Source organism: Streptomyces sp. RGM 3693 (assembly GCF_050471125.1).
GTDB lineage: Bacteria > Actinomycetota > Actinomycetes > Streptomycetales > Streptomycetaceae > Streptomyces.
Genome location: NZ_JBMPPQ010000001.1, coordinates 589,432 through 610,641, shown reverse-complemented (window position 1 = coordinate 610,641; position 21,210 = coordinate 589,432). Strand labels below are relative to the sequence as shown.

The 21,210-nt window shown below is 75.1% G+C and carries 1 protein-coding gene (only partly in view); it reads right to left on the bottom strand.

All coding sequences use genetic code 11. The features are described from left to right. On the bottom strand, nt 1-21,210 hold the 5' portion of the coding sequence (locus ACO0M4_RS02730) for an amino acid adenylation domain-containing protein (RefSeq protein WP_430367908.1). Its footprint begins 2,136 nt before the window's first position; the window shows 21,210 of its 23,346 coding nt (coding positions 1-21,210); its start codon is at nt 21,208-21,210; its stop codon lies off the left edge, out of view.

Genomic DNA, 21,210 nt, shown 5'->3' with positions numbered 1-21,210 from the left:
GCGCACCCCGTGCCGGGCGAACTCCGCAAGCTGTCCGAGGAGTTCGGCGGTGGTGTGGGCCACGAAGGCGACCCGGGCAGCGAACTCGACCCGGCCGCTCTGGAGGGTGTGCGCGACGTCGCGCAGCGGCCGGTCGCCGGCCGTGCCGAGCGCGTCCCCGAGGCGGGCGGCCATCACTCGCAGCCGGTCCTCGCTGCGGGCGGAGAGCGGCACCACGAAGGGTTGCGCCGGTCGGCCGGCGGTTACCGCGGGCGCCGGAGCGGCCGGCAGGTACTCCTCCAGGACGAGGTGGGCGTTGGCCCCGGTGGCCCCGAAGGAGCTCAGTCCGGCGCGCCGCGGGCCGTCCGACGGCGCGGGCCACGCCTCGGCGGTGCGCTGGAGCCGGAACGGTGTGCCGTCCAGGCCGAGCAGCGGGTTCACGGTCTGCGCGTGCAGCGAGGGCACCAGTGTGCGGTGGTGCAGTTGCAGGGCCACCTTGGTCAGGCCGGCGATGCCGGCGGCGGCCTCGGCGTGTCCGATGTTGGACTTCACCGACCCCAGGGCGCAGAACCCGGTGTCACCGGTGTCCCGGCCGAAGGCGGTGGCCAGGCCCCGGATCTCGATCGGGTCGCCCAGCGAGGTGCCGGTGCCGTGCGCCTCCAGGTAGCCGAGGGACCGCGCGTCGACGTCCGCGGCGGCGAGCGCGGCGGAGATCACGGCGGCCTGGCCGACCGGGCTGGGCACGCTGAACCCGCTGACCGCCCCGGCGTGGTTGACCGCGGACCCGGCGACGACGGCGTAGATGTGGTCGCCGTCGGCCTCCGCGGCGGCGAGGGGCTTGAGGACCACCGCGCCGACGCCTTCCGCGGACACGTAGCCGTCCCCGCCCTCCCCGAAGGAGCGGCAGCGGCCGTCCGAGGAGTGCATGCCGACCGCGCCGTAGGTGCGGTACTTGCCGGGGTGCAGCGAGAGGTTGACGCCGCCCGCGAGGGCCACCTCGCACTCCCCGCGGCGCAGGCTCTCCACCGCCAGGTGCAGCGCGGTGAGCGAGGAGGAGCAGAGGGTGTCCACCGTCATGCTCGGGCCGTGGAAGTCGCCGAAGAAGGAGACCCGGTTGGCGATCTGGCCCTGGTTGAGGCTCAGCGGAACGGGCGTGGCCGCCTCCGCCGCCACCAGGGTGTAGTCCTTGTGCATGGTCCCGGCGAACACGCCGACCGCGCGGCGCCGGTCCGGCCCCTTGGCCTCGGCGAGGGTGGCCGGGGTGTACCCGGCGTCCTCGATCGCCTCCCAGCAGGTGCGCAGGAACCAGCGTTCCTGCGGGTCGGTGATCTCCGCCTCCGGGCGGGAGATCCGGAAGAAGTCGGCGTCGAACCGGTCGACGTCGTCGAGGAATCCGCCCCAGCGGGACTCGGTGTCCCCGGCGGGTGTCCAGCGCCCGGCCGGTACCTCGGACACGCTGTCCCGGCCCGCCTTGAGGTTCTCCCAGAAGTCCGCGAGGTCCGCGGCGCCGGGGTAGTGCCCGGCCATGCCGACGATCGCGAACCGCTCGGTGTCCGCGGACGGCAACCGGCGCCGCTGCAACCGCGGTCGGGCCAGCGGCTGCCGCGTCGCGCCGGCGCCACCGCTCCGGCCGGCCAGGATCGCGTGGGCGTTGGTACCGCCGTCGGCGAAGCTGGAGACGGCGGCGACCAGCGGCGCGTCCGGCCAGGGCGTGAGCGTGCGGGCGAACCGCAGCGGCACTGCGTCGAAGTCGAAGTGGGCGAGCGGTTCCTGGCCGCTGAGGAACGGCACGATCTGGCGGTTGCGCAGCATCAGGACGGTCTTGAGGACGCCGGCGATGCCTTCCGCGCACTGCGGGTGGCCGATGTTGGGCTTGACCGAGCCGAGCGAGCAGGGGGTGTCGGAACCGGCGCGGTAGACGGCCGCGATCGCCTTCAGTTCGATCAGGTCCGGGACCTGGGATCCGGCCGCGTGGGTCTCGATGTAGGTGACGTCGTCCGGGGCGACCCCGGCCCGGGCCAGCGCACGGGCCATCACCCGCTGCTGTGCGGCCGGGTTGGGCGTGGCCGGTCCGGCGGTCCGGCCGTCGTTGTTGACCGCCACGCCCTTGATCACCGCGTGCACCCGGTCGCCGTCGGCCTCGGCCGCGGCGAGTGGCTTGAGCAGGAGGACGCCGACGCCCTCGGCGGGCGTGAAGCCCTGGGCCCGCCGGTCGAACGCGTGGAACTCCGGCCCGGTGTTGAGCAGCCCGCGCCGGTCGAAGAGCCGGTGCCCGTCGGCGTTGGGGAGCAGGGTGATCCCGGCGACCAGGGCCGCTTCCACGTCGCCGGAGCGCATGGCCTGGACGGCGTGGTGCAGGGCGACGAGCGCGGAGGAGCAGGCGGTGTCCACGACCGTGCTGGGGCCTTGCAGGTCGAAGTAGTGGGAGAGGTTGGCGGCCAGGTAGTTCTGGCCGATCGCGACCACCGGGTTGCGGCTGCGGCCCAGCGTCACGTCGTCCGGGGCGTGTCGGGTGCGGCCGCCCACGTAGACGCCGATCTCCCGGCCCTTCAGCTCGGTGGGGCCGTAGCCGGCGTCGCAGAACGCGAACAGGGCCTCCTCCAGGAGCAGCAGCGCCTGCGGGTCCATCGCGGCGGCGTCGCTGTCGGAGAGGTGGAAGTGGGCGGGGTCGAATCCGTCCAGGTCGATCAGGCCGGCGGTGTATCCGGTCTCGCCGCCCCAGCGGCGGGCCGGCACCGGGGCGATCGCCGAGCGTCCGGCGCTCAGCAGCTGCCAGTAGGCGTCCAGGTCGGGGGCGCCGGGGAAGCGGCCGGACATCCCGATGACCGCGACGTCGAACGGTCCGGCGTCGGACGCCTGAGGTCGCGGGGCCGGCACGGGGGCGGACACCGTAACGGCGGCGGAAGCAGGGGTGGCGGCGGCAACGGCGGGGTGGCTGGGGGCCGTTGGGCCGGCCGGTGCCGGTGTGGTGCCGAAGGTCCGGGCCAGGGCCGGGCCGTGGTGGGTGGCCAGCCAGCCGGTGAAGGACTCCACGGTGGGGTGCTCCACGAGGACCGACGGGTCGAGCTCGACGCCCAGTTCCCCGCCGACCCGGCGCAGGATCTGCACCATCATGATCGAGTCGGTGCCGTAGTCGGCGATCGGCACGTCGGCCGCCAGGCGCTCGCGGTCGAAGCCCAGTTGCTCGGCGAGCAGGCCGAGCAGCCAGGCCGCGGCCTCCTGCGCCGCCTCCCCGGTCCCGGCCGCCGGCGTCCCTCCGTCCCGCGCACCGGCCGCCGCCGCGACCGCGGGGCGGGCCGGCGCGGGGGCGGCCGGCCGGCGGTTGCGCAGGGCGCGCGGTGTCCAGTCCGGGGCGACGATCGCCGGCAGGACCACCGGTCCGGCGCCGGTGGACAGGATGTGGTCGAGCAGGCGCAGTCCCTCGGCCTCGGAGAGTTCGCCGAGGCCGGTGGCCTGGTAGCCGGGCCCGGGCCGCTCGCTGCCCATGCCGACGCCCCGCCAGCTGGGCCAGGCCACGCTCACCAGGGGCAGCCCGTGCGGCGCGCGGCGGGCGACGGCGTCCAGGTGCGCGTTGGCCATCGCGTAGTCGCTCTGCCCGACCGCGGCCGCGGGGACCATCGAGGCGACCGAGGAGAACAGCACACCGAACCGCAGCGGGTCGCCGGCGAGCGCGTCCACCAGGGCGTCGAGTCCGGCCGTCTTCGGCGCGAGCACCGCCCGCACCGCCTCGACCGGTTTGCCGACGAAGGCGAGGTTGTCCCGGTCGACGAGCCCCGCGGCGTGCAGCACACCGCCGATCGGCCCGTACTCGCGCCGGATCCCGGCCAGGGCCTCCCGGACCGCGGCGGCGTCCTCGCCCAGGGGCAGCGCGAGGACCCGCAGCCGGACCCCGTCGCGCTCCAGCGCGCGCAGTCCGCCGAGCTTCCGCCCCAGTGCGGTGTCCGGGCCGTAGCGGTCCCAACTCTCGCGCGGCGGAAGCTGCTCGCGCCCGGTCAGGACGAGGGTGCGGGCGCCCCACGCGTCGACGGCGTGCCGGGCGAGCGCCAGGCCGATGCCGCGGGTACCGCCGGTGATCAGCAGTGGCTCGTCGGCCGGGAAGCGGACCGGGGCGCCGGTGGCGGCCGGCAGCTCGGCGAGCACGGACCGGTGGCGCGTCCCGTCGCGGTAGGTGACGTCGTGGTCGTCGCCGCCGTCGGCCAGTTCCCGGGCGAGCAGCGCGGGCAGGTCGGGGTCGGCGGGGTCCGCCTCCAGGTAGCGGGAGCGGATCCGGCCGTACTCGCTCTGCAGCATCCGGTAGAGCCCGGCCCGGGCGTCGCCGGTGCCCACGCCGAGCAGCAACGCCGGGCGTCCGGCCATCCGTTGGAGCACCGGCAGCCAGTCCGCGAGCGCGAGCCCGCCGAGGTCGACCAGCGCCTCGAACCGGTCGTCGAGCTCGGCCACGGATCCGACCGGTACCGCGCCCGGCAGGGCGTCGGCGACGCGGCGGGCGGCCGGCCCAGTGCCGAGGACGGCCACCGCGGCCGGCGGCCGGCCGGGGGTGATCTCGGCGGGCTCCCACTCCCGGGTCAGCAGACGGGTCCCGTCGGGTGCCGGGACCCCGGCCGGCCGCCGGTGCGCGGCGAACACCTCGCCGAACGCGTCCGGTTCGGCGACCGGGCGCCACACCTCGTCGTAGCCGGAGTCCTGGAGCACCTGCTGCCAGCCGGCCGCGGTGAGGATCGGCGCGCCGGGGATGCGGACGTCCTCGTCGTCGTAGCGCCACCAGCCGTCGAGGAGGCCGAAGGTCAGGGTGAGCACCGCGGACTTGCGGGTGACCTCGTTGATGACGAGGACGCCGCCGGGGCGCAGCGCGGCGGCCAGATTGCGCAGGACGAGGCGGATGTCGCAGGTGGCGTGCAGCACGTTGGTCGCCACGATCACGTCGCAGTCGCCGCCGGTGAGCTGCTCGCCCGCGCCCGGCTGTTCGACGTTCCACCGGCCGTAGCGCAGGTACCCGCGGCCCGGGCCGAAGCGGCGCTCCGCCTGGTCCAGGAAGGCCGGGGAGAGGTCGGTGTACCAGTACTCGACGCGGTCCGCGTGGGCGTCGAGGCGGGGCAGGACGACGGCGGTGGTGCCGCCGGTGCCGGCACCGACCTCGGCGAGCCGGACGGTGGCCCGGGGGTCGTCGGCGAGGCGCTCGCGCACGGCCGCCGCGGTCACCTCGGCGACCACGTCGTTGAGCCGGTCGGCGACCGCGTTGCCCTGGTACACCGCGGTGAGCTTGGCCATGGAGCCGCCGGGGAACAGCACGTCGGTCGCGGGCACCGCACCGGACAGGATCCCGGGCAGCTGGTCGATGCACTCCTCGACCAGGGAGAGCTGCGCGTTCCAGTACGGGTCGGCCGCGAAGCGCGCCCGGACCGCCGGCCATGCGGTGGCGTGCGCCGGGGGCTGCCCGGCCGCCAGCTCCAGGACGCCGTCGGCCAGGTGGGTCAGGCCCGCGGCGGTGAGCAGGGTTGCCGCCTCGTCCAGCCAGCGTCGGTACTTGTCCAGGACGGACATCCGCCGGGCCAGTTCGGCCACCGGCTCGGTGCGCCCGTGCGCGAACGCGCCGGCGGTACGGAGCCGCTCCAGCAGCCGGCCGGCGATCAGCCGGTCGAGTTCGTCCGCGGACAGCGCCGCCGGGGCCGGGGCGGCGGGGATACGGGTGCTCTCCCTGAGCCGGCCCAGTCCGCCCGCGGGCGCGGTCCGCGGGCGGTCCTGCGCCGGGTCGTCGGCGGCGTCGAACGCGTGAGGGAACCGCTCGGCCAGGTGGGCCGCCAGGTCGCGGACGGTGGTGTATTCGAAGAGCAGCGTGGGGGCCAGTTCCTGGCCCACGGCGTCCTGTACCGCTTCGACCAGGCCCAGCACCTGCACCGAGTCGATGCCCAGTTCGTAGTAGCCGGAGGTCACCGGGATCGACTGCGGTGCGCGGCCCAGGTGTTCGGCCAGCAGGCGCCGGAGGAAGTCCTGCGCGCGGGCGGTGGCGGGCGCGCCGGGGAGCGTTCCCCCGGCGGCGGCCGGCGCTCCCGGCTCCGCCGCACCGGCGGCGGGCGCTACGGCCTTGCTGGACAGCTCGGACAACTCGGCCACCTGCCGGCCCTCCTGGTCGAAGAAGTCCACGGAGAGCCGGACGACCTCGCCGCGGCGGCTCACCGAGGAGCGGCGCACCCGGGCCGTGCAGCGCTCGGTGAGCGGTCCGGTGGTGCGGAACGAGGACAGGTGCAGCGGCAGGAACGCCCGGCCGCCGGTGTCGAGCAACGCTCCGGCCGCGACCGTCCCGCCGAGCAGCAGGGCCGGGTGCACCAGGAAGTCGCCCGGTGCGGCGGTGAGTTCGGCGGTCAGTTGCTCCTGGTCGGTGCGGACCAGGCCGTCGGCGCGCGCCGCACCGCGGTAGTGCTGGCCGTTGCCGGCGTCCCGGTCGTATGTGTCGGCCAGCGGCCTGGGGGTGTCGTGCGGGTGGCTCACCAGCCGCTCCCGGAAGACCGGCGGGCCGGTCACCTCGACCTCGGCCGTGGCGTAGGGCTCGCCGTCGGTCACGGTGACCTGCCACCGGCCGGCCCCGGCCGGGGTGCAGCGGACCTCCGCGGCCACCGGCCGGTCGGTGACGTCCAGCGGTCGCAGCGCGGTGAGGTTGCGGACCGTCACCCGCTCGACCGGGTGCCCGTGGTCGCGGAACACCCCGGCGATGAGGTCGAGGTAGGCCAGTGCGGGCAGTAGGAACCGGCCCTGTACCTGGTGCCCGGCGATGACCGGGGTCGCGGTGGAGAGCAGCACCTCGCCGCGTAGCGGGGCGTCTTCGGGTGCCGGGGGCGGGGCGGGGCGGGTGCGCACCGCGTCGGCGGCGGGCAGCCAGCAGCGTTCGCGGGCGAACGGGTAGCCGGGCAGCGGGATCAGCGGACCGTCGCCGGGCCAGTCGAGCTGGGCGCCGCGGACCCAGGCGGCGGCCAGTTCCCGCGGGGTGCGGTCCGCGGCCGGTGCGGCGGAGCGGACCGCGGTGCCGGTCAGGACCTGCGGTGCGGGCGTACCCGCCAGGTGCCGGTCGAGCGCGTCCACGAGGTCGGCCACGCCGTCGAAGACCACGGCGAGGCGGTGAGCCATCGGCTCACGGGTCCGGAGCGTCGCGGCGAGCGCGGCGGGGTGGGTGTCCCGTCCCTCGCCGCGGAGGAACTCCGCGAGCTGCGCGGTGTGTTCGGTGAGCCGCTCCGCATCGCGTGCGGAGAGCACGCAGACGTACGGCGGCTCCGGCGCGGGGGGCTGCGTGGGTGACACGAACTCCTCCAGGATCACATGGGCGTTGCTGCCGCCCGCGCCGAACGCGCTGATGCCAGCGGTGCGGGGCAGCGGACGGCCCGCGGCGTCGACGCGCGGCACCCAGGGGGCGAGTTCGCGCTGCAGCCGGAAGGGGGTGGCGTCCAGGTCGAGGTGCGGGTTGAGGCGGTCGGCGTGCAGCGAGGGCACCAGTTCCCGGTGCCGCAGCTGGAGCAGGACCTTGGTCAGCGCGGCCATGCCGGCGGCCGACTCGGCGTGGCCGATGTTCGACTTCACCGAGCCGATCGGGATGCGCACCCCGTCCAGGTCGTGTCCTTGGAAGGCGCGGGCCAGGCCGCTGATCTCCACCGGGTCGCCGAGCGAGGTGCCGGTGCCGTGCGCCTCCAGGTAGTCCAGTTCCGCGGGGGTCAGACCGGCCCGGGTCAGCGCCTCGCCGATCATCACCCCCTGGGACCGGGGGTTGGGCACGCTGAAGCCCTTTCCGGCGCCGCCGTGGTTCACCGCCGTGGACCTGACCACGGCGAGGATGCGGTCACCGGCCGCCTCGGCCGCGGAGCGCCGCTTGAGCAGCACCGCCCCGGCGCCCTCGGCGGGCACGTAGCCGTCGCCGCCCTCGCCGAAGCTGCGGCACCTGCCGTCGGTGGACAGGAAGCCGCCCTTGGCGAGTTGGAGGTACTTCAGCGGGTGGCTGGAGACGTTGACGCCGCCGGCCACCGCCACCTCGCAGTCCCCGTCCCGGATCGCCTGGCAGGCCAGGTGCAGGGCGGTGAGCGAGGACGAGCACATGGTGTCGAGGGCGATGCTCGGCCCGTCGAAGTCGAAGAAGTAGGACACCCGGTTGGCCACCGAGGCGTACGACGACGAGGTGGCCGCGCCGTCACCGCGCAGGGCTTCGTCGACGCCGTACAGCTGGTAGTGGCCGTACATCAGGCCGACGAAGACGCCGGTGCGGACCGTGGACAGGGCCGCCCGGGAGGTGCCCGCGTCCTCCAGGAGGTGCCACACCGTCTGCAGGAAGATCCGCTCCTGCGGGTCGATGTGCTCCGCTTCGACCTGGGACATGCGGAAGAACATCGGATCGAAGGACGCCACGTCGGAGAGCCAGCCGCCCCACTTGGCATACGTCTTGCCGGGGACGTCGCGGTCCGGGTCGTAGAACCGGTCGTGGTCCCAGCGGTCCTGCGGCACCTCCTCGATGCAGTCCCGGCCGGCGCGCAGATTGCGCCAGAACTGCCACAGGTCGTCGGCCTGCGGGTAGCGGCCGGCCACCCCGACGATCACGATCTCGTCGGCGGGGTCGGGTCCGAGGTCGGGTTCGGGCACGGTGGCGTGCACGACCGGGCCGGTTACGGCCGCGGCGGGGACCACTGCCGCGGCGGTCGCCGTCGCACCGGGGAGCGGGTCCATCGGCGCCACGGCAGCCGCGTCCGCCGCCCCCGCAACGGTCTCGGCGACCGCGCCTTCGGCGTGCGGTGCGGACGCCGGCCGGGGGGCGGCCAGGTCGCGCACCGCGGCGGGGTGCCGTTCGGCCAGGTACGCCGCCAACTCGCCGACCGTCAGGTACTCGAAGAACAGCGTCTTGGACAGCGGGCCGAAGCGCTCCTCCAGTGCCCGGGTGAGGCTCAGCACCAGCAGCGAGTCGACTCCGTAGTGGTCGAACGGCTCGTCCTCCGCGACGTCGTCGAGCGGCATCTTCAGCTCGGCGGCCAGCAGTTCGCGCAGGAACGCGACGGCGGTGGGACCGAGCGCACCCTCGTCCGGGTCCGGCCCGGCCGGGGTGGCCGCCGCGGGCGCCGGCGCCGGCTCGGGCTCGGCGGGGCGTCGGCGCAGGGCCTCGGCGATCCGCCCGTGGTCGCCCGCGGTGAGCAGGACCCGGGAGGCGCCGGTGGCCAGCGCGCCCTCCAGGGCGTCGAGTGCGGCCCCGGTCGGCAGCGGCTCCATGCCGAACTCGCGCCGCATGCCCTGCCGGGCCTCGGCGGTCAGGGTCATGCCGCCGTCGCGCCAGAGCGACCAGTCCACCGTCAGGCTGCGGCCGGGGCGCCGCTCCAGATAGTGGTCGAGGAAGCTGTTGGCGAAGGCGTAGTCGGTCTGCCCGACGTTGCCGAACACCGCGGCGGTCGAGCCGAAGGCGAGGAGGTAGTCGGGTTCGTCCGCCCGGGTCGCCTCGTCCAGGTGGACCAGGCCCCGCACCTTGGGCGCGAGTACCGCGTCGGCGTCCGCGCGGCTCTTGTGCAGCGCCAGCGAGTCCCGCAGCGTGCCCGCCGCGTGCACGACACCGGCGATCCGTCCGAAGCGGCGCCGGGCCTCGTCCACCACCCGCTCGACGTCGGCCCGCACGGCGACGTCGGCGCTCAGGTGCAGCCAGCCGTCCGGCAGGGGTTCGGCCGGTGCGGTCCGGCTGACCAGCACGATGCGGGCGCCGGGATGCCTGGCGATCCGTTCGGCGACCAGCCGCCCCAGCTTCCCGGAGCCGCCGGTGATGAGGTGCGCACCGTCCCGGGCCAGCGGCGAGCCACCGGCCTCGGGGAGGGCGAGCGCGCGCCAGCCGCGGGCCGCGCGCCGACCGGCGCCGGTCCGCACCTCCGGTTCGCCGCCGGGGAGTTCGTCGAGCACCAGCGCGGCGAGCTCCCGGACGGAGTCGGTGGTGGGGCCGGTGCGGGCCAGCACGCTCATCCGGATCGCGGGGTATTCCTGGCCGATCGACCGGGCGAGGCCGTCGAGCGCACGGTGCGCCGCCCCGGCGGCACCGGCCCGGTCGTCGTGGACGTACAGGTAGCGCAGCAGCCCGCCGCTGGTGGCGATCCGGGTCCGGCAGACGTCGAGGGCCGTGTGGAAGCCGTCGCGCAGCGCCGCGTCGAGACCGTCCCCGGTGGCGAGGTGAACGACGCACGAGGCGGTCTCCACATCGCCGACCCGTACGGTCAACTCCGGTGCGAGCAGCGCCAGTTCGTCGCGGAGCGCCTGGGCGCGGCCGTCCCCGGTGTCGAGGACGGCGAGCGGCCCGGCCGCGGTCCGCCGGGCGGGCTCGGGCGCGGTGTCCGTCTCCTGCCACACCGGCTCGAAGGCGTGCACCGCGGGCTCGGTCTGCGGTACGGCGCGCAGCGTGAAGCGCTCGATGCGCGCCACCACCGTGCCGTCGGGGGCGGCCAGGACGATACGGAAGACCTGGGCGTCCGCGCGGCTCTCCACCGCCTCGGCGTGCACCAGGCACTCGGCCGGCAGTTCGCCGAAGAGCTGCACCGACCCGATCGAGTAGGGCAGGTGCGGCGTCGAGCCCTCCACCAGCCAACCGGCCGTCTGGAGTGCTCCGTCGAGCAGCGAGGGGTCGAACCGGTACGCGCCGGTCGCGGGGCGGCGCAGCCGCGCCAGGGCCTCGCCGTCACCGAGCGCCAGTTCCTCGATGACCTGGAAGGCCGGGCCGTACCGGAAGCCCAGGGTGTGGAAGTAGGCGTAGGTCTCCTGCCGGGTCCGGTGCCGGTGGCACCGGTCGCGCACCGCGGCCGGATCGATCCGGTCGGGGGCCGGCGCGGCGTCCGCGCCGGGCTCGTCGAACACCACGCGACCGCGGGCGTGCGCGCGCTCGCCGACGACCTCGAACGCGCCGGAGGGCGCGACCACCACCCGCAGGTCCTTGTGCTGGTCGGGCCGGAGGGCGACGGGCGCGGCCCAGACGACGTCGTCGATCCGCCGGACCGCGGCGGTGCCGTGCGCCCGCTCACCGGCGAGTCGCGCCATCTCCAGGTACACCACGCCCGGCAACACCCGCTCCTGGCCGACCTGGTGGTCGGCGAGGTAGAACTCCGCCCCGGTGAGCCGCTTGGCGAAGATGGCCTCGCCGAACGTCGAGACGTTCTCGTCCAGCAGTGCGGCACCGTCGGCCGGGGCCGGGGCGACACGCGGAGCCCGGCCGTCGGTCGGGGCCGGGGCGTCGACCCAGTGCCGGGTCGGCTCGAACGGGTAGGTGGGCAGCGCGATCCGGCGGGCCGGCGGCAGTCCGGACCAGTCCACGTCCGCGCCGTCGGTCCACAGCTGAGCCAGGGACGCGAGGTCCCGCTCGGCCGACAGCGCGCGGACGAAGTCCTGCCAGGCCGCGCCGCGCGAGGCCGCGGTGCGGCGCCGGTCACCGCTCACCCGGGCGCGCAGCGCCCCCGCCCCGGCGCGGCCCTCGGCGCCGGCGTCCAGCTGTGCCAGCAGTTCGGTGCGGCCGCGGGCGACGAAGGCGAGCCGCTCCTCCATCGCCTCCCGGCCGGTGCGCAGGGTGAACGCGACATCGGCGGGCGCGGGCTCCGTCCGTCGGACGAAGGCGGCGAGCCGTCGGGCCTGCTCCCGCAGGCCGCGCTCGGTCCGGGCGGACAGGACGAACAGGTCCTCCGCGGCGCGGTCCGGACCGTGCGGTACGGCCGGCGCCTCCTCGATCACCACGTGTGCGTTGGCGCCGCCGAAGCCGAAGGAGCTGACGCCCGCGCGACGGGGCAGCGCGGAGCCGTCCTCGGCCACGGGTGCGGGCCAGGGCCGGGTGGTGTCGACGATCTCGAAGGGGCTGCCGTCCAGTTCGAGGTAGGGGTTGCGCTCGCGGAAGTGCAGGCTGGCCGGGAGGGTCCGGTGCTGGAGCGCGAGCACGACCTTGAGCAGTCCGGCGATCCCGGCGGCGGCTTCCAGATGGCCGATGTTGGTCTTCACCGAGCCGATACCGCAGCTGGGTTCGGTCACCTCGGCGTCCCCGCGCAGCCGCCCGAACGCCTCGGTCAGACCGGCGATCTCGATCGGGTCGCCGAGTGCGGTGCCGGTGCCGTGCGCCTCGATGTAGCCGACCGTGCGGGGGTCGATGCCCGCCGCCCGGTAGGCCGCGACGAGCAGGTCGGCCTGCGCGCCGGGGTTGGGCGAGGTGAGTGAGGTGGTTCGGCCGCCGTGGTTGACCGCGGCCGCCTTGATCACCGCGGCCACCCGGTCACCGTCCCGGCGTGCGGCCGCGTGGTCCCGCAGCACCACCACACCCACGCCCTCACCGCGCACGTAGCCGTTGGCGGAGGCGTCGAACGCCTTGCACCGGCCGTCCTCGCTGAGCATCTCGTTGCGGCTGAGGGCGGTGTAGAGCCCCGGGTCGAGGATCAGGCTGACCCCGCCGGCGAGGGCCAGGTCGCAGGTGCCGTCGCGCAGCGCGGTGACCGCCTGTTGCACGGCGGTCAGCGAACTGGAGCAGGCCGTGTCCACCGCGACGCTGGGGCCGCGCAGGTCCAGGAGGTACGAGATGCGGTTCGGGATGATCGACTGGGCGGCGCCGGTGAGGGTGTGCGGCTCGGCCGCCCGTCCGGCGGCCCGCTGCACCTCGGCGTAGTCGGAGTTGGTGGTGCCGATGAAGACCCCGACCCGCTGGCCCGCGAGGTCCGAGGCCCGGTAACCGGCGTCCTCGATCGCCGACCACACCGCTTCGAGGAGCAGGCGCTGCTGGGGGTCCATCAGCTCGGCCTCGCGGGGCGAGATCGCGAAGAAGGCGGCGTCGAAGCGGTCCACGCCGGAGAGGAATCCGCCCCAGCGGGAGCGGGAACTCTCGGTGTGCGCCCGCCAGTCCCAGCGGTCGGCGGGGATCTCGGTGACCAGGTCCCGGCCCTGCGCCAGGTTCTCCCAGAACTCGGTGAGATCGGCGGAACCGGGCAGCCGGCCGGCCATGCCGACGATCGCGATGTCGCCGGTTCCGGTGCGGTCGGCGGCGGCCGGGGCGCTGCCGGCCGCGGCCCCGGTGACCCCGGTGGACGCGGCGGGCGCCGGACCGCCGGTCCCGGCCGGCGGAGCCTCCTCGCGCGGTGCGTCGCCGCGGTCGGCCCCGGCCAGGTGGGCGGCGACCGCGGAGACGGTCGGGTAGCGGTAGAACAGCGTCGGCAGCACTTCGGTGCCGTACCGCTCGCTGATCCGGGTGCTGAGCGCGGTGAAGCTGACCGAGTTCATGCCGAGTTGGCCGAGCGGGACGTCCGGGGGGACCTGCGCGGGGTCCGTGTCGAGGAGGTCCGCGATCAGCGCGGTCAGCTCCGCGGTACGGACCGCGGGGCTCTCGGGGGCGCCCGCCGCGTGCACCGCGGGCTCCGGGGCGGCCGCCGGGTGTCCGGGACGTTCCGTGGCGGCCGCCGCGCCCAGCTCGGCCAGGGGCGCGTCGGTCAGTCTGCCGCGGTCCACCTTCCCGTTGAGGGTCTGCGGCAGCGACGCCACCGGGAGGAGGACCTCGGGGACCATGTGCGGGGGCAGCCACCGGGCCAGCGCCTCGCGGGGCGGCAGCGCGGCGCCGCCGTCGAGCACCAGGAAGGCGTGCAGGACGTTCTCGCCGCCGGTGCGGCGCGCGACCACGGCGGCCTCGCGGACCCCGGTCTGCGTGCGCAGCACCGCCTCGATCTCGCCCGGTTCGATCCGGAAGCCGCGGACCTTGACCTGGGCGTCGAGCCGGCCCAGGTACGCGATCCGACCGTCGGGCAGGGCGCGCACCAGGTCGCCGGTGCGGTAGCGGCGGACGCCGTCGGTGGTGACGAACCGTTCGGCGGTCAGCTCCGGGCGGCCCAGGTAGCCGGTGGCCAGGCCCGCGCCCCCGATGTACAGCTCGCCGGGCACACCCGCCGGGACCGGCCGGCCCCGGGTGTCGAGCACGTGCAGCTCGGTGTTGGCGATCGGGTGGCCGATGGTGACCCGCTCGCCGGGCACGAGCCGGCACACGGCCGACCAGATGGTGGTCTCGGTCGGCCCGAACATGTTCCACACCTGGCCGGCGCGGGCCAGCAGTTGCTCGGCGGTGTCCTGGTCGAGGGCCTCTCCCCCGCACAGCACCTTCAGTGCGGGGTTGCCCGTCCAACCGGCGGCGAGCAGCATCTTCCAGGTGGCGGGGGTGGCCTGGACGACCGTGGCCGGGCTGGCGTCGAGCAGGCGGCGCAGCAGGACGCCGTCCCGGGCGACCTCGGTGGGCACGAGCTCCACCCGGCCGCCGGTGATCAGCGGCAGGAACAGTTCCAGGGCGGCGATGTCGAAGCAGACGGTGGTGAGCGCCAGCAGGTGGTCGCCGGCCGTCAGACCGGGCTCCTCGGCCATCGACAGCAGGAGGTTGGCCAGCGCCCGGTGCGGTACCTGGACGCCCTTGGGGCGGCCGGTCGATCCCGAGGTGTAGATCACGTACGCGGCATCGTGCGCGGTCGGCCCGGCGCCCGCCCCCGGCCGGGACCCGCCGGCGGTCGCCGCGGTCCCGTCGGTCCTGTCGGTCCCGTCGGTCCTGTCGGTCCCGTCGGTCCCGTCGATGCCGGCGTCGGCTGCGTCGACCGTCAGGACGGGGGTGCCGAGGTCGGGGTGCGTGCCGGAGGAGCGCACCAGCAGCAGGTGCAGGCTGGCGTCCTCGGCCATGTACCGCAGCCGCTCGGCCGGGTAGCCGGGGTCCAGCGGTACGTAGGCGCCACCGGCCGCGAGCACGCCCAGCAGGGCGACGAGCAGGTCAGCGGACCGGTCGACCAGCACGCCGACCCGGCGGCCCGGCGCGACTCCGCGGTGCCGGAGGCGGTCGGCGAGCGCGTCGGTGCGGGCCATCAGCTCCCGGTAGGTCAGCGTGGTGTCCGGGTCGGACACCGCGATCGCCTCGGGTGTGCGGCGGGCCTGCTCGGCGAACAGGACGGGCAGGGTGCGGTCCTCGGGGTAGTCGCGCCGGACCCGCCGGTGCCGTTCCTGGGCCGCGCGCAGTTCGTCGGCGCTCTGCAGGGGCAGGCGGTCGACGGCGCGGTCCGGTCCGGCCAGCGCCGCGTCGAGCAGCACGCCGAAGTGCGCGCCGAGCCGCCGCACGGTGTCCTCGTCGAAGAGGTCCGGGTTGTACTTGAGGCAGTACCGGGCCCCCTCGGGCTCCTCGACGACCTCCAGCGTGACGTCGAACTCGCCCTCCTGGTGGACGCCGGGGAACACCCCGGACACCGGTGCGGTGTCGGTGTCGTCCTCCACCCAGTTCTGAAAGTAGAAGGCGGTGTCGAAGAGGCGGGACCCGCGTAGTTCCTGGGCGAGCGTCAGGAGCGGGTAGTCGCTGTGCTCCAGGGCCGCGAGGACGGTGTCCCGCGCGTCGCGCAGCACGGTCCGGAAGTCCTGTTCCGGGTCGATGTCGTGCTTGAGGACGACCATGTTCATGAAGTAGCCGAGCACCTCGGCGTACTGCGGGGACGGGCGCCCGGCGACGGGGGTGCCGATCAGGACGCGGTCCTGCTGGGAGTAGCGGTGCAGCAGGGTGGCGTAGACCGCGAGCAGGACGGTGAAGAGCGAGGTCCGCTCCTCGGCGGCCAGCCGTCGGGCGGCCTGGATCTGCCCTGCGGTCAGCCGGCCTTCGACGGAGGCCCCGCGGTAGCTCGGCACCGCCGGGCGGGGACGGTCCAGCGGGAGCTGGAGGGCGGGCAGGTCGCCGGAGAGCTGCCGCAGCCAGTAGGCACGCAGGCGGTCGCCGTGCTCCGAACCCAGCAGCTCCGTCTGCCAGTCGACGAAGTCGGCGAAGGTCGCCGACGGTGCGGTCGCCGGCGGGCGCTGCCGGTAGAACGCGGACAGCTCGCGCAGGAACACCGCGATGGACAGGCCGTCGAAGACGATGTGGTGGAAGGTGAGCAGCAGGACCCGCCGGCCGTCGGCCAGGGCGAACAGGGTGGCCCGCAGCAGCGGCCCGCGCGCCAGGTCGAAGGGCTCCCGGACCGCCGCCCGGGCCGCCTCGCGGACCTCGTCCGGACCGCCGGTGCCCATCTCCCGCCGGTTGACGGCGAGTTCCTGGGCGGGTTCGACGATCTGCTGGTCGCCGGTCACCCGGGCGCGCAGCTGGGGGTGCCGGTCGACCATCGACTGGAGCGCCGCACCGAGGGCGGCTTCGTCGGTGTCCGGTGCGAGCCAGAACGCCAGCGGCAGGTTGTAGGCGTAATTGCCGGGGGCGGTCCGCTCGATCACGCTCAGCGCCCGCTGGCCCACCGAGAGCGGGAAGGCGACCGCTGCCGGCCGGGGCTGCGGCGCCGGGGGCTGCCCGTCGGCGGGTCCGTCGTCGGGCCCGGCGCCGGTCAGTTCGGCGAGGTGGTCGGCGACGTCGCGCAGGGTGGGGTGCTGGAGGAGGTCGCCCAGCCGGACCCGGAGGCCCAGCTCGTCCTCGATCGCCGCCGCGATCTTCATGCCGCTGAGCGAGTCGAAGCCGTAGTCGGACAGGAGCCGCTCGGGGTCGACCGGTTCGTCCAGTTTCAGGGTGGCCGCGACGATGTCGCCGAGCCGGGACAGCAGCCGCTGACCCGCCGCGGCGGCGTGGCCGGCCCGCGGCGGCGCCGGGTCGGCGGCCGGCGCGGTCGCCGGGGCCGCCGGGGCAGCTGCGGCGTTCGCCCCGATGATCACGTGCTGGCCGAGGGCCGCGCCGCGGTCCAGGACCAGGGCGTCGCTGAAGCCCTCCTCGATCAGGAGCCGCTGCCAGGTCTGCGGGGTGGCCAGCGGGGCGTCCTTGATGCGCAGCTCCGGGTCGGTGAAGGCCCACCAGCCCTCCAGCACACCGCCGGTGACGGTGATGCTGCTACGGATCGAGGTCAGCTCGTTGAGCACCAACCACCCGCCGGGGCGCAGCAGTTCGCGCGCCGTGCGCAGCGTGCGGCGCAGGTCACCGGTGGCGTGCACGACGTTGGTGGCCACCACGACGTCAGCGCTGCCGGGGGTGAAGCCCTGCTCGGTGAGGGGCCGTTCGAGGTTGAGCATGCGGAACCGGGTGAACGGGTGGCGGGCGCCGAACCGCTCCTCGGCGGCCTCCAGGAACTGCGGCGAGATGTCGGTGAAGACGTACTCGGCTCGGTCGGCCCAGGGGGACAGGGCGGGCAGCACGCGGTCCGTGGTGGCGCCGGTGCCGGCCCCGAACTCCACGACCCGCAGCCGCTCATCGGCGCCGAGTGCGAGAACCCGCCGTCGTGCGTGCTCGGCCACCGTCTCGGCGACCAGTGTGTTGAAGGAGTCGGTGAGCGGGTTGCCGCGGTAGAAGTCCTCGACCAGTTCCATCGACGCGTTCGGGAACATGATCTCGGTGGCGCCGACGTCGCCGCGCAGCACCTGCGGGTAGCTCCGCAGGAACAGTCGGGTCAGCTCCACCGTGGCCCTGATGTCCGGGTGGTCGGCGGCTATCCGGTCCAGTTCGCGTTCCCGGTGGTCCGCGGGGGTGCGGTCGCCGGCCGCGAGGACCTCGACGGCGTCTCCCCGCACGGCGAGGTGTCCGGCGTCGGCGAGGATGTTCAGCAGGGCCCCGTGCAGCCGGTGGTACTTGGGGACGATGCCGAGCCGGTCCGCGAGGCCGGTCACGCTCTCCCGCTCGCCGGGGCGGGTGAAGGCACCCATCTGCCGGTAGATGTCGAGGAGCGCGGATTCGCAGAGCGCGGAGAGCCGGTCGTACCCGGCGAGGACGGCTTCGGCGCCCGGGTCGGCGGGCGCCGGCGGGGCGATCCGGCCGGCCAGCGCCGAGGCGCGGTGGCCCAGCACCTCCAGGGCCTGCCGGTCGGCGCGGATCGGCATGACCTGGACCGGGCCGTGGACCAGCACCCGCTCCAGGGCGTCCAGCCCCTCGCGCACCGAGAACGCCTCGACGCCGTTGCGCCGGAAGATCTGTTGGAGGCCCGGCTGCGCTCCGGAGCCGACCAGGCCCCAGTAGCCCCAGTTGACCACCCGCACCGGGTACGGGAGCCGCGTGGACAGCGCCCGGCCGTAGGCGTCCTGGAAGGAACTGGCCGCCACGTAGGCGGCGTTGCCCGCGGCGCTCACGAAGGAGCCCACCGAGCTGAAGAAGGCGAGGAAGTCCAGGGGTTCGTCCCCCAGCGCGTCGGTCAGCGCGACCGAGCCGTCGATCTTGGCGGCGAGCGCCGTGCGCAGCTCCGGCTCGGTGAGTTCGGCGAGGGTGCTGGCGTTGAACGCCATCGCCGCGTGGCAGACGCCGTGCAGCGCACCGAAGTGCTGCCGGGCCTCGGCCAGTGCCGCGCGCAGTGCGGACGGGTCCGCGGCGTCGGCCCGCAGGTGCACCAGCCGGCCGCCCGCGGCGCGCACCCGCTCCGCGGTGGCCAGCTGTTCGGGGCCGAGGGGACTACGGCTGACCCAGACCAGATTGGCCTGGTACCGCTGGGCCAGTTCCTCCGAGAGGGCGCGGCCGATGCCGCCGGTCCCGCCGATCAGGAGGTATGTGCCGCCGCTGCGGTAGGGCGAGCGGTCCGGCGCCGGCAGCGGGGTCTCGACCAGGCGCCTGACGTGCCGTCGGCCGGCCCGCAGCAGGACCGCCCGGCCGCCCGGGTCCGGGGGCTCCACGAGCACCGCGGCCAGTGCCTCCTGCGGATCGGTGGCGGTCACGTCGATGCAGGTGACGTCGAGGTCGGGGCGCTCGGCGGCCACGATCTGCGCCAGACCCAGGATCCCCGCCGCGTGCGGGTTGTCGTCGTACGCACCGCTGGTCACCACGGTGAGCCGGGTGCCGAGGCCGTGGGTGCGGAACAGTGCCAGCACGCCGTCGCGCAGCCCGGCGGCCACATCGTCCGGCCGCCGCAGCCCGCCGAGGTGGTAGAGGTGCTGCACCGGGGCGGTGAGCACCGCCGCCGGGTCGTCCCGGTCGAGTCGGACCAGTTCGGCTCCGGGGTGGTGGCGCAGCAACGCCCGGGCGAGGGCGTCGGGTTCGCCGGCGGTGAGCACCGCGACCCGGTCGGTCTCCCGTGCGGCGGGGTGCGGGGCGGCGAGCGCCTCGGGGTACCAGACCGGCTGGTAGTAGCCGAGTTCCCGGCCGTCCGGCACCACCGGTGTGGTGCCGGCCTCGGGCCCGGCGCTCGGCTGGGGCCCGGCCGCTCGGGGAGCGCGCGGCGCCGCCGGCGCGGGCAGCGCGGCCTGTGCGGGCAGCGGAATCCAGTAGCGCTTACGGGCGAAGGGGTAGGTCGGCAGGCCGATCCGACGGGCGCCGGTGGCGGGCCAGTTCGCCTGGACCCCCTCGGTCCACAGCCGCGCGGCGGTGGGCAGGTCGCCGTCGGCCAGGGCCCGCGCGAAGCGGTCCGGCGCGTCGCCGCCCAGCCCGCGGCGGGTGCGGCTGCTGTCGTTGAGCTCGATACCGGTCTCGGTGTCGCTCTGGGTGCCGGAGGCCACCGCCCGCAGCACGTCGCGCACCCGGTCCGGGCCGGTCGCCGGGAACGCGAGCCGGACGTCCAGCTGCTCCCGCCCGACGCGCAGGGTGTGCGCGAGGTCGGCGAGGGAGATCGCCGGTCCACCGCCGGCCAGCTCGCGCAGCGAGGCCGTGCCGGGCACCGTGGTGTCCCGTCCCAGCCGCTCGCTCAGCGCGGTCAGTTCGGCCGCCGAGCAGCCGTGGTCGGTGAGTGTCCCGTCCGGGTCCAGGTCCTCCGGCCGGACCCGCAGGACCTCGGCGGCCACCTGGAGGCAGCGCTCAAGGGCGCCGTCGTCGGTGGGCTGCCGGTCCAGGAAGTCGGCGAGTTCGCCCGCGTAGGCCCGCAGCCGCTCCTCGCTGAGGGCGGACAGCACGATCAGCTCGGGGCTGGTGCCGTCCGCGGTGGCCGCCCGGCTCCCGCGGTACTCCTCGACGACGAGGTGCGCGTTCGCCCCGCCGCCGCCGAAGGAGCTGATGCCGGCCCGGCGCGGCAGCTCCCGCTCCCGGCCGTCCGCGTCGCGCACCACCGGACGGGTCCAGGGCGCAGCTTCCTGCTGCACCCGGAACGGGGTGCCGGACAGGTCGATGTCCGGGTTCAGTTCGGCCGAGTGCAGGGAGGGCGGCAGGACGCCGTGCCGGAGCTGCATGAGCACCTTGGTCAGGCCCGCGATGCCGGCGGCCGACTCCAGGTGGCCGATGTTGGACTTCAGTGAGCCGAGGGCGCAGCGGCCCGGGTCGGCACCGGCCGGGGTGCCGGCACGGAACGCCTCGCGTAGCCCGGCGATCTCGATCGGGTCGCCGAGCGGGGTGCCGGTGCCGTGTGCCTCTACGTAGGTGATGGTGCGGGGGTCGATCCGGGCCCGGCGCAACGCGGCGCCGATCACCTCGGCCTGGGCCGCCGGGTTCGGCACCGTGTAACCACTGGTCCGGCCGCCGGCGTTGATCGCGGAGCCCTTCAGGACGGCGTAGATGCGGTCGCCGTCGGCCTCCGCCTCGGACAGCGGCTTGAGGAGGACGGCGCCCACGCCTTCGCCGTCGACGAAACCGTCCGCACCGGCACCGAAGCTGCGGCACCGGTCACCGCGGGAGATCATCTGGCGGTCGGCGAGCATGCCCAGGTGGAGCGGGTGCAGGATGAGGTTGACCCCGCCGGCGATCGCCACCCGGCACTCCCCGCGCCGCAGGCTTTCGCAGGCCAGGTGGATGGCGGTGAGCGAGGCCGAGCAGGCGCTGTCCACGGTGAGGCTCGGTCCGCGCAGGTCGAGGACGTAGGAGACCCGGTTGGCGAGGGACCAGTGGGCGGAGCGCGCGTGGGTGTGCACCCCGTACGCGCTGCTCTCCCCGGCCAGCAGCTCGTAGTCGTTGTTCATCACGCCGGCGAAGACACCCACCGGATTGCCGTCGCTCAATCCGCGCGGCCGATATCCCGCGTCCTCGACGGTCGCCCATGCCGTTTCCAGGAACAACCGCTCCTGCGGGTCCATCTCTTCGGCGTCGGAGGGCGAGATCTGGAAGAGCAACGGGTCGAACTTGTCGACGTCGGAGAGCCAGCCGCCCCACTTGCTGTAACTGCGGCCGTCCTTCGCCTCGGGGTGGAAGTGCGATTCCACGTCCCAACGGTCGGCGGGCACCTCGCTGATGCAGTTCCGGCCCTCGGCGACATTGCGCCACAGCTCATCCGGTGTGCGGGCCGAGGGATAGCGCCCGGCCAGCCCGATGACCGCGATATCCGCGTCGTCCGCGGTATCCGGAGCAGTGGGAGCGGCCTGCTGTACGGCAGCCAGCATTTTCAGGAGAAGAGCACGCTTGTCGTCCAT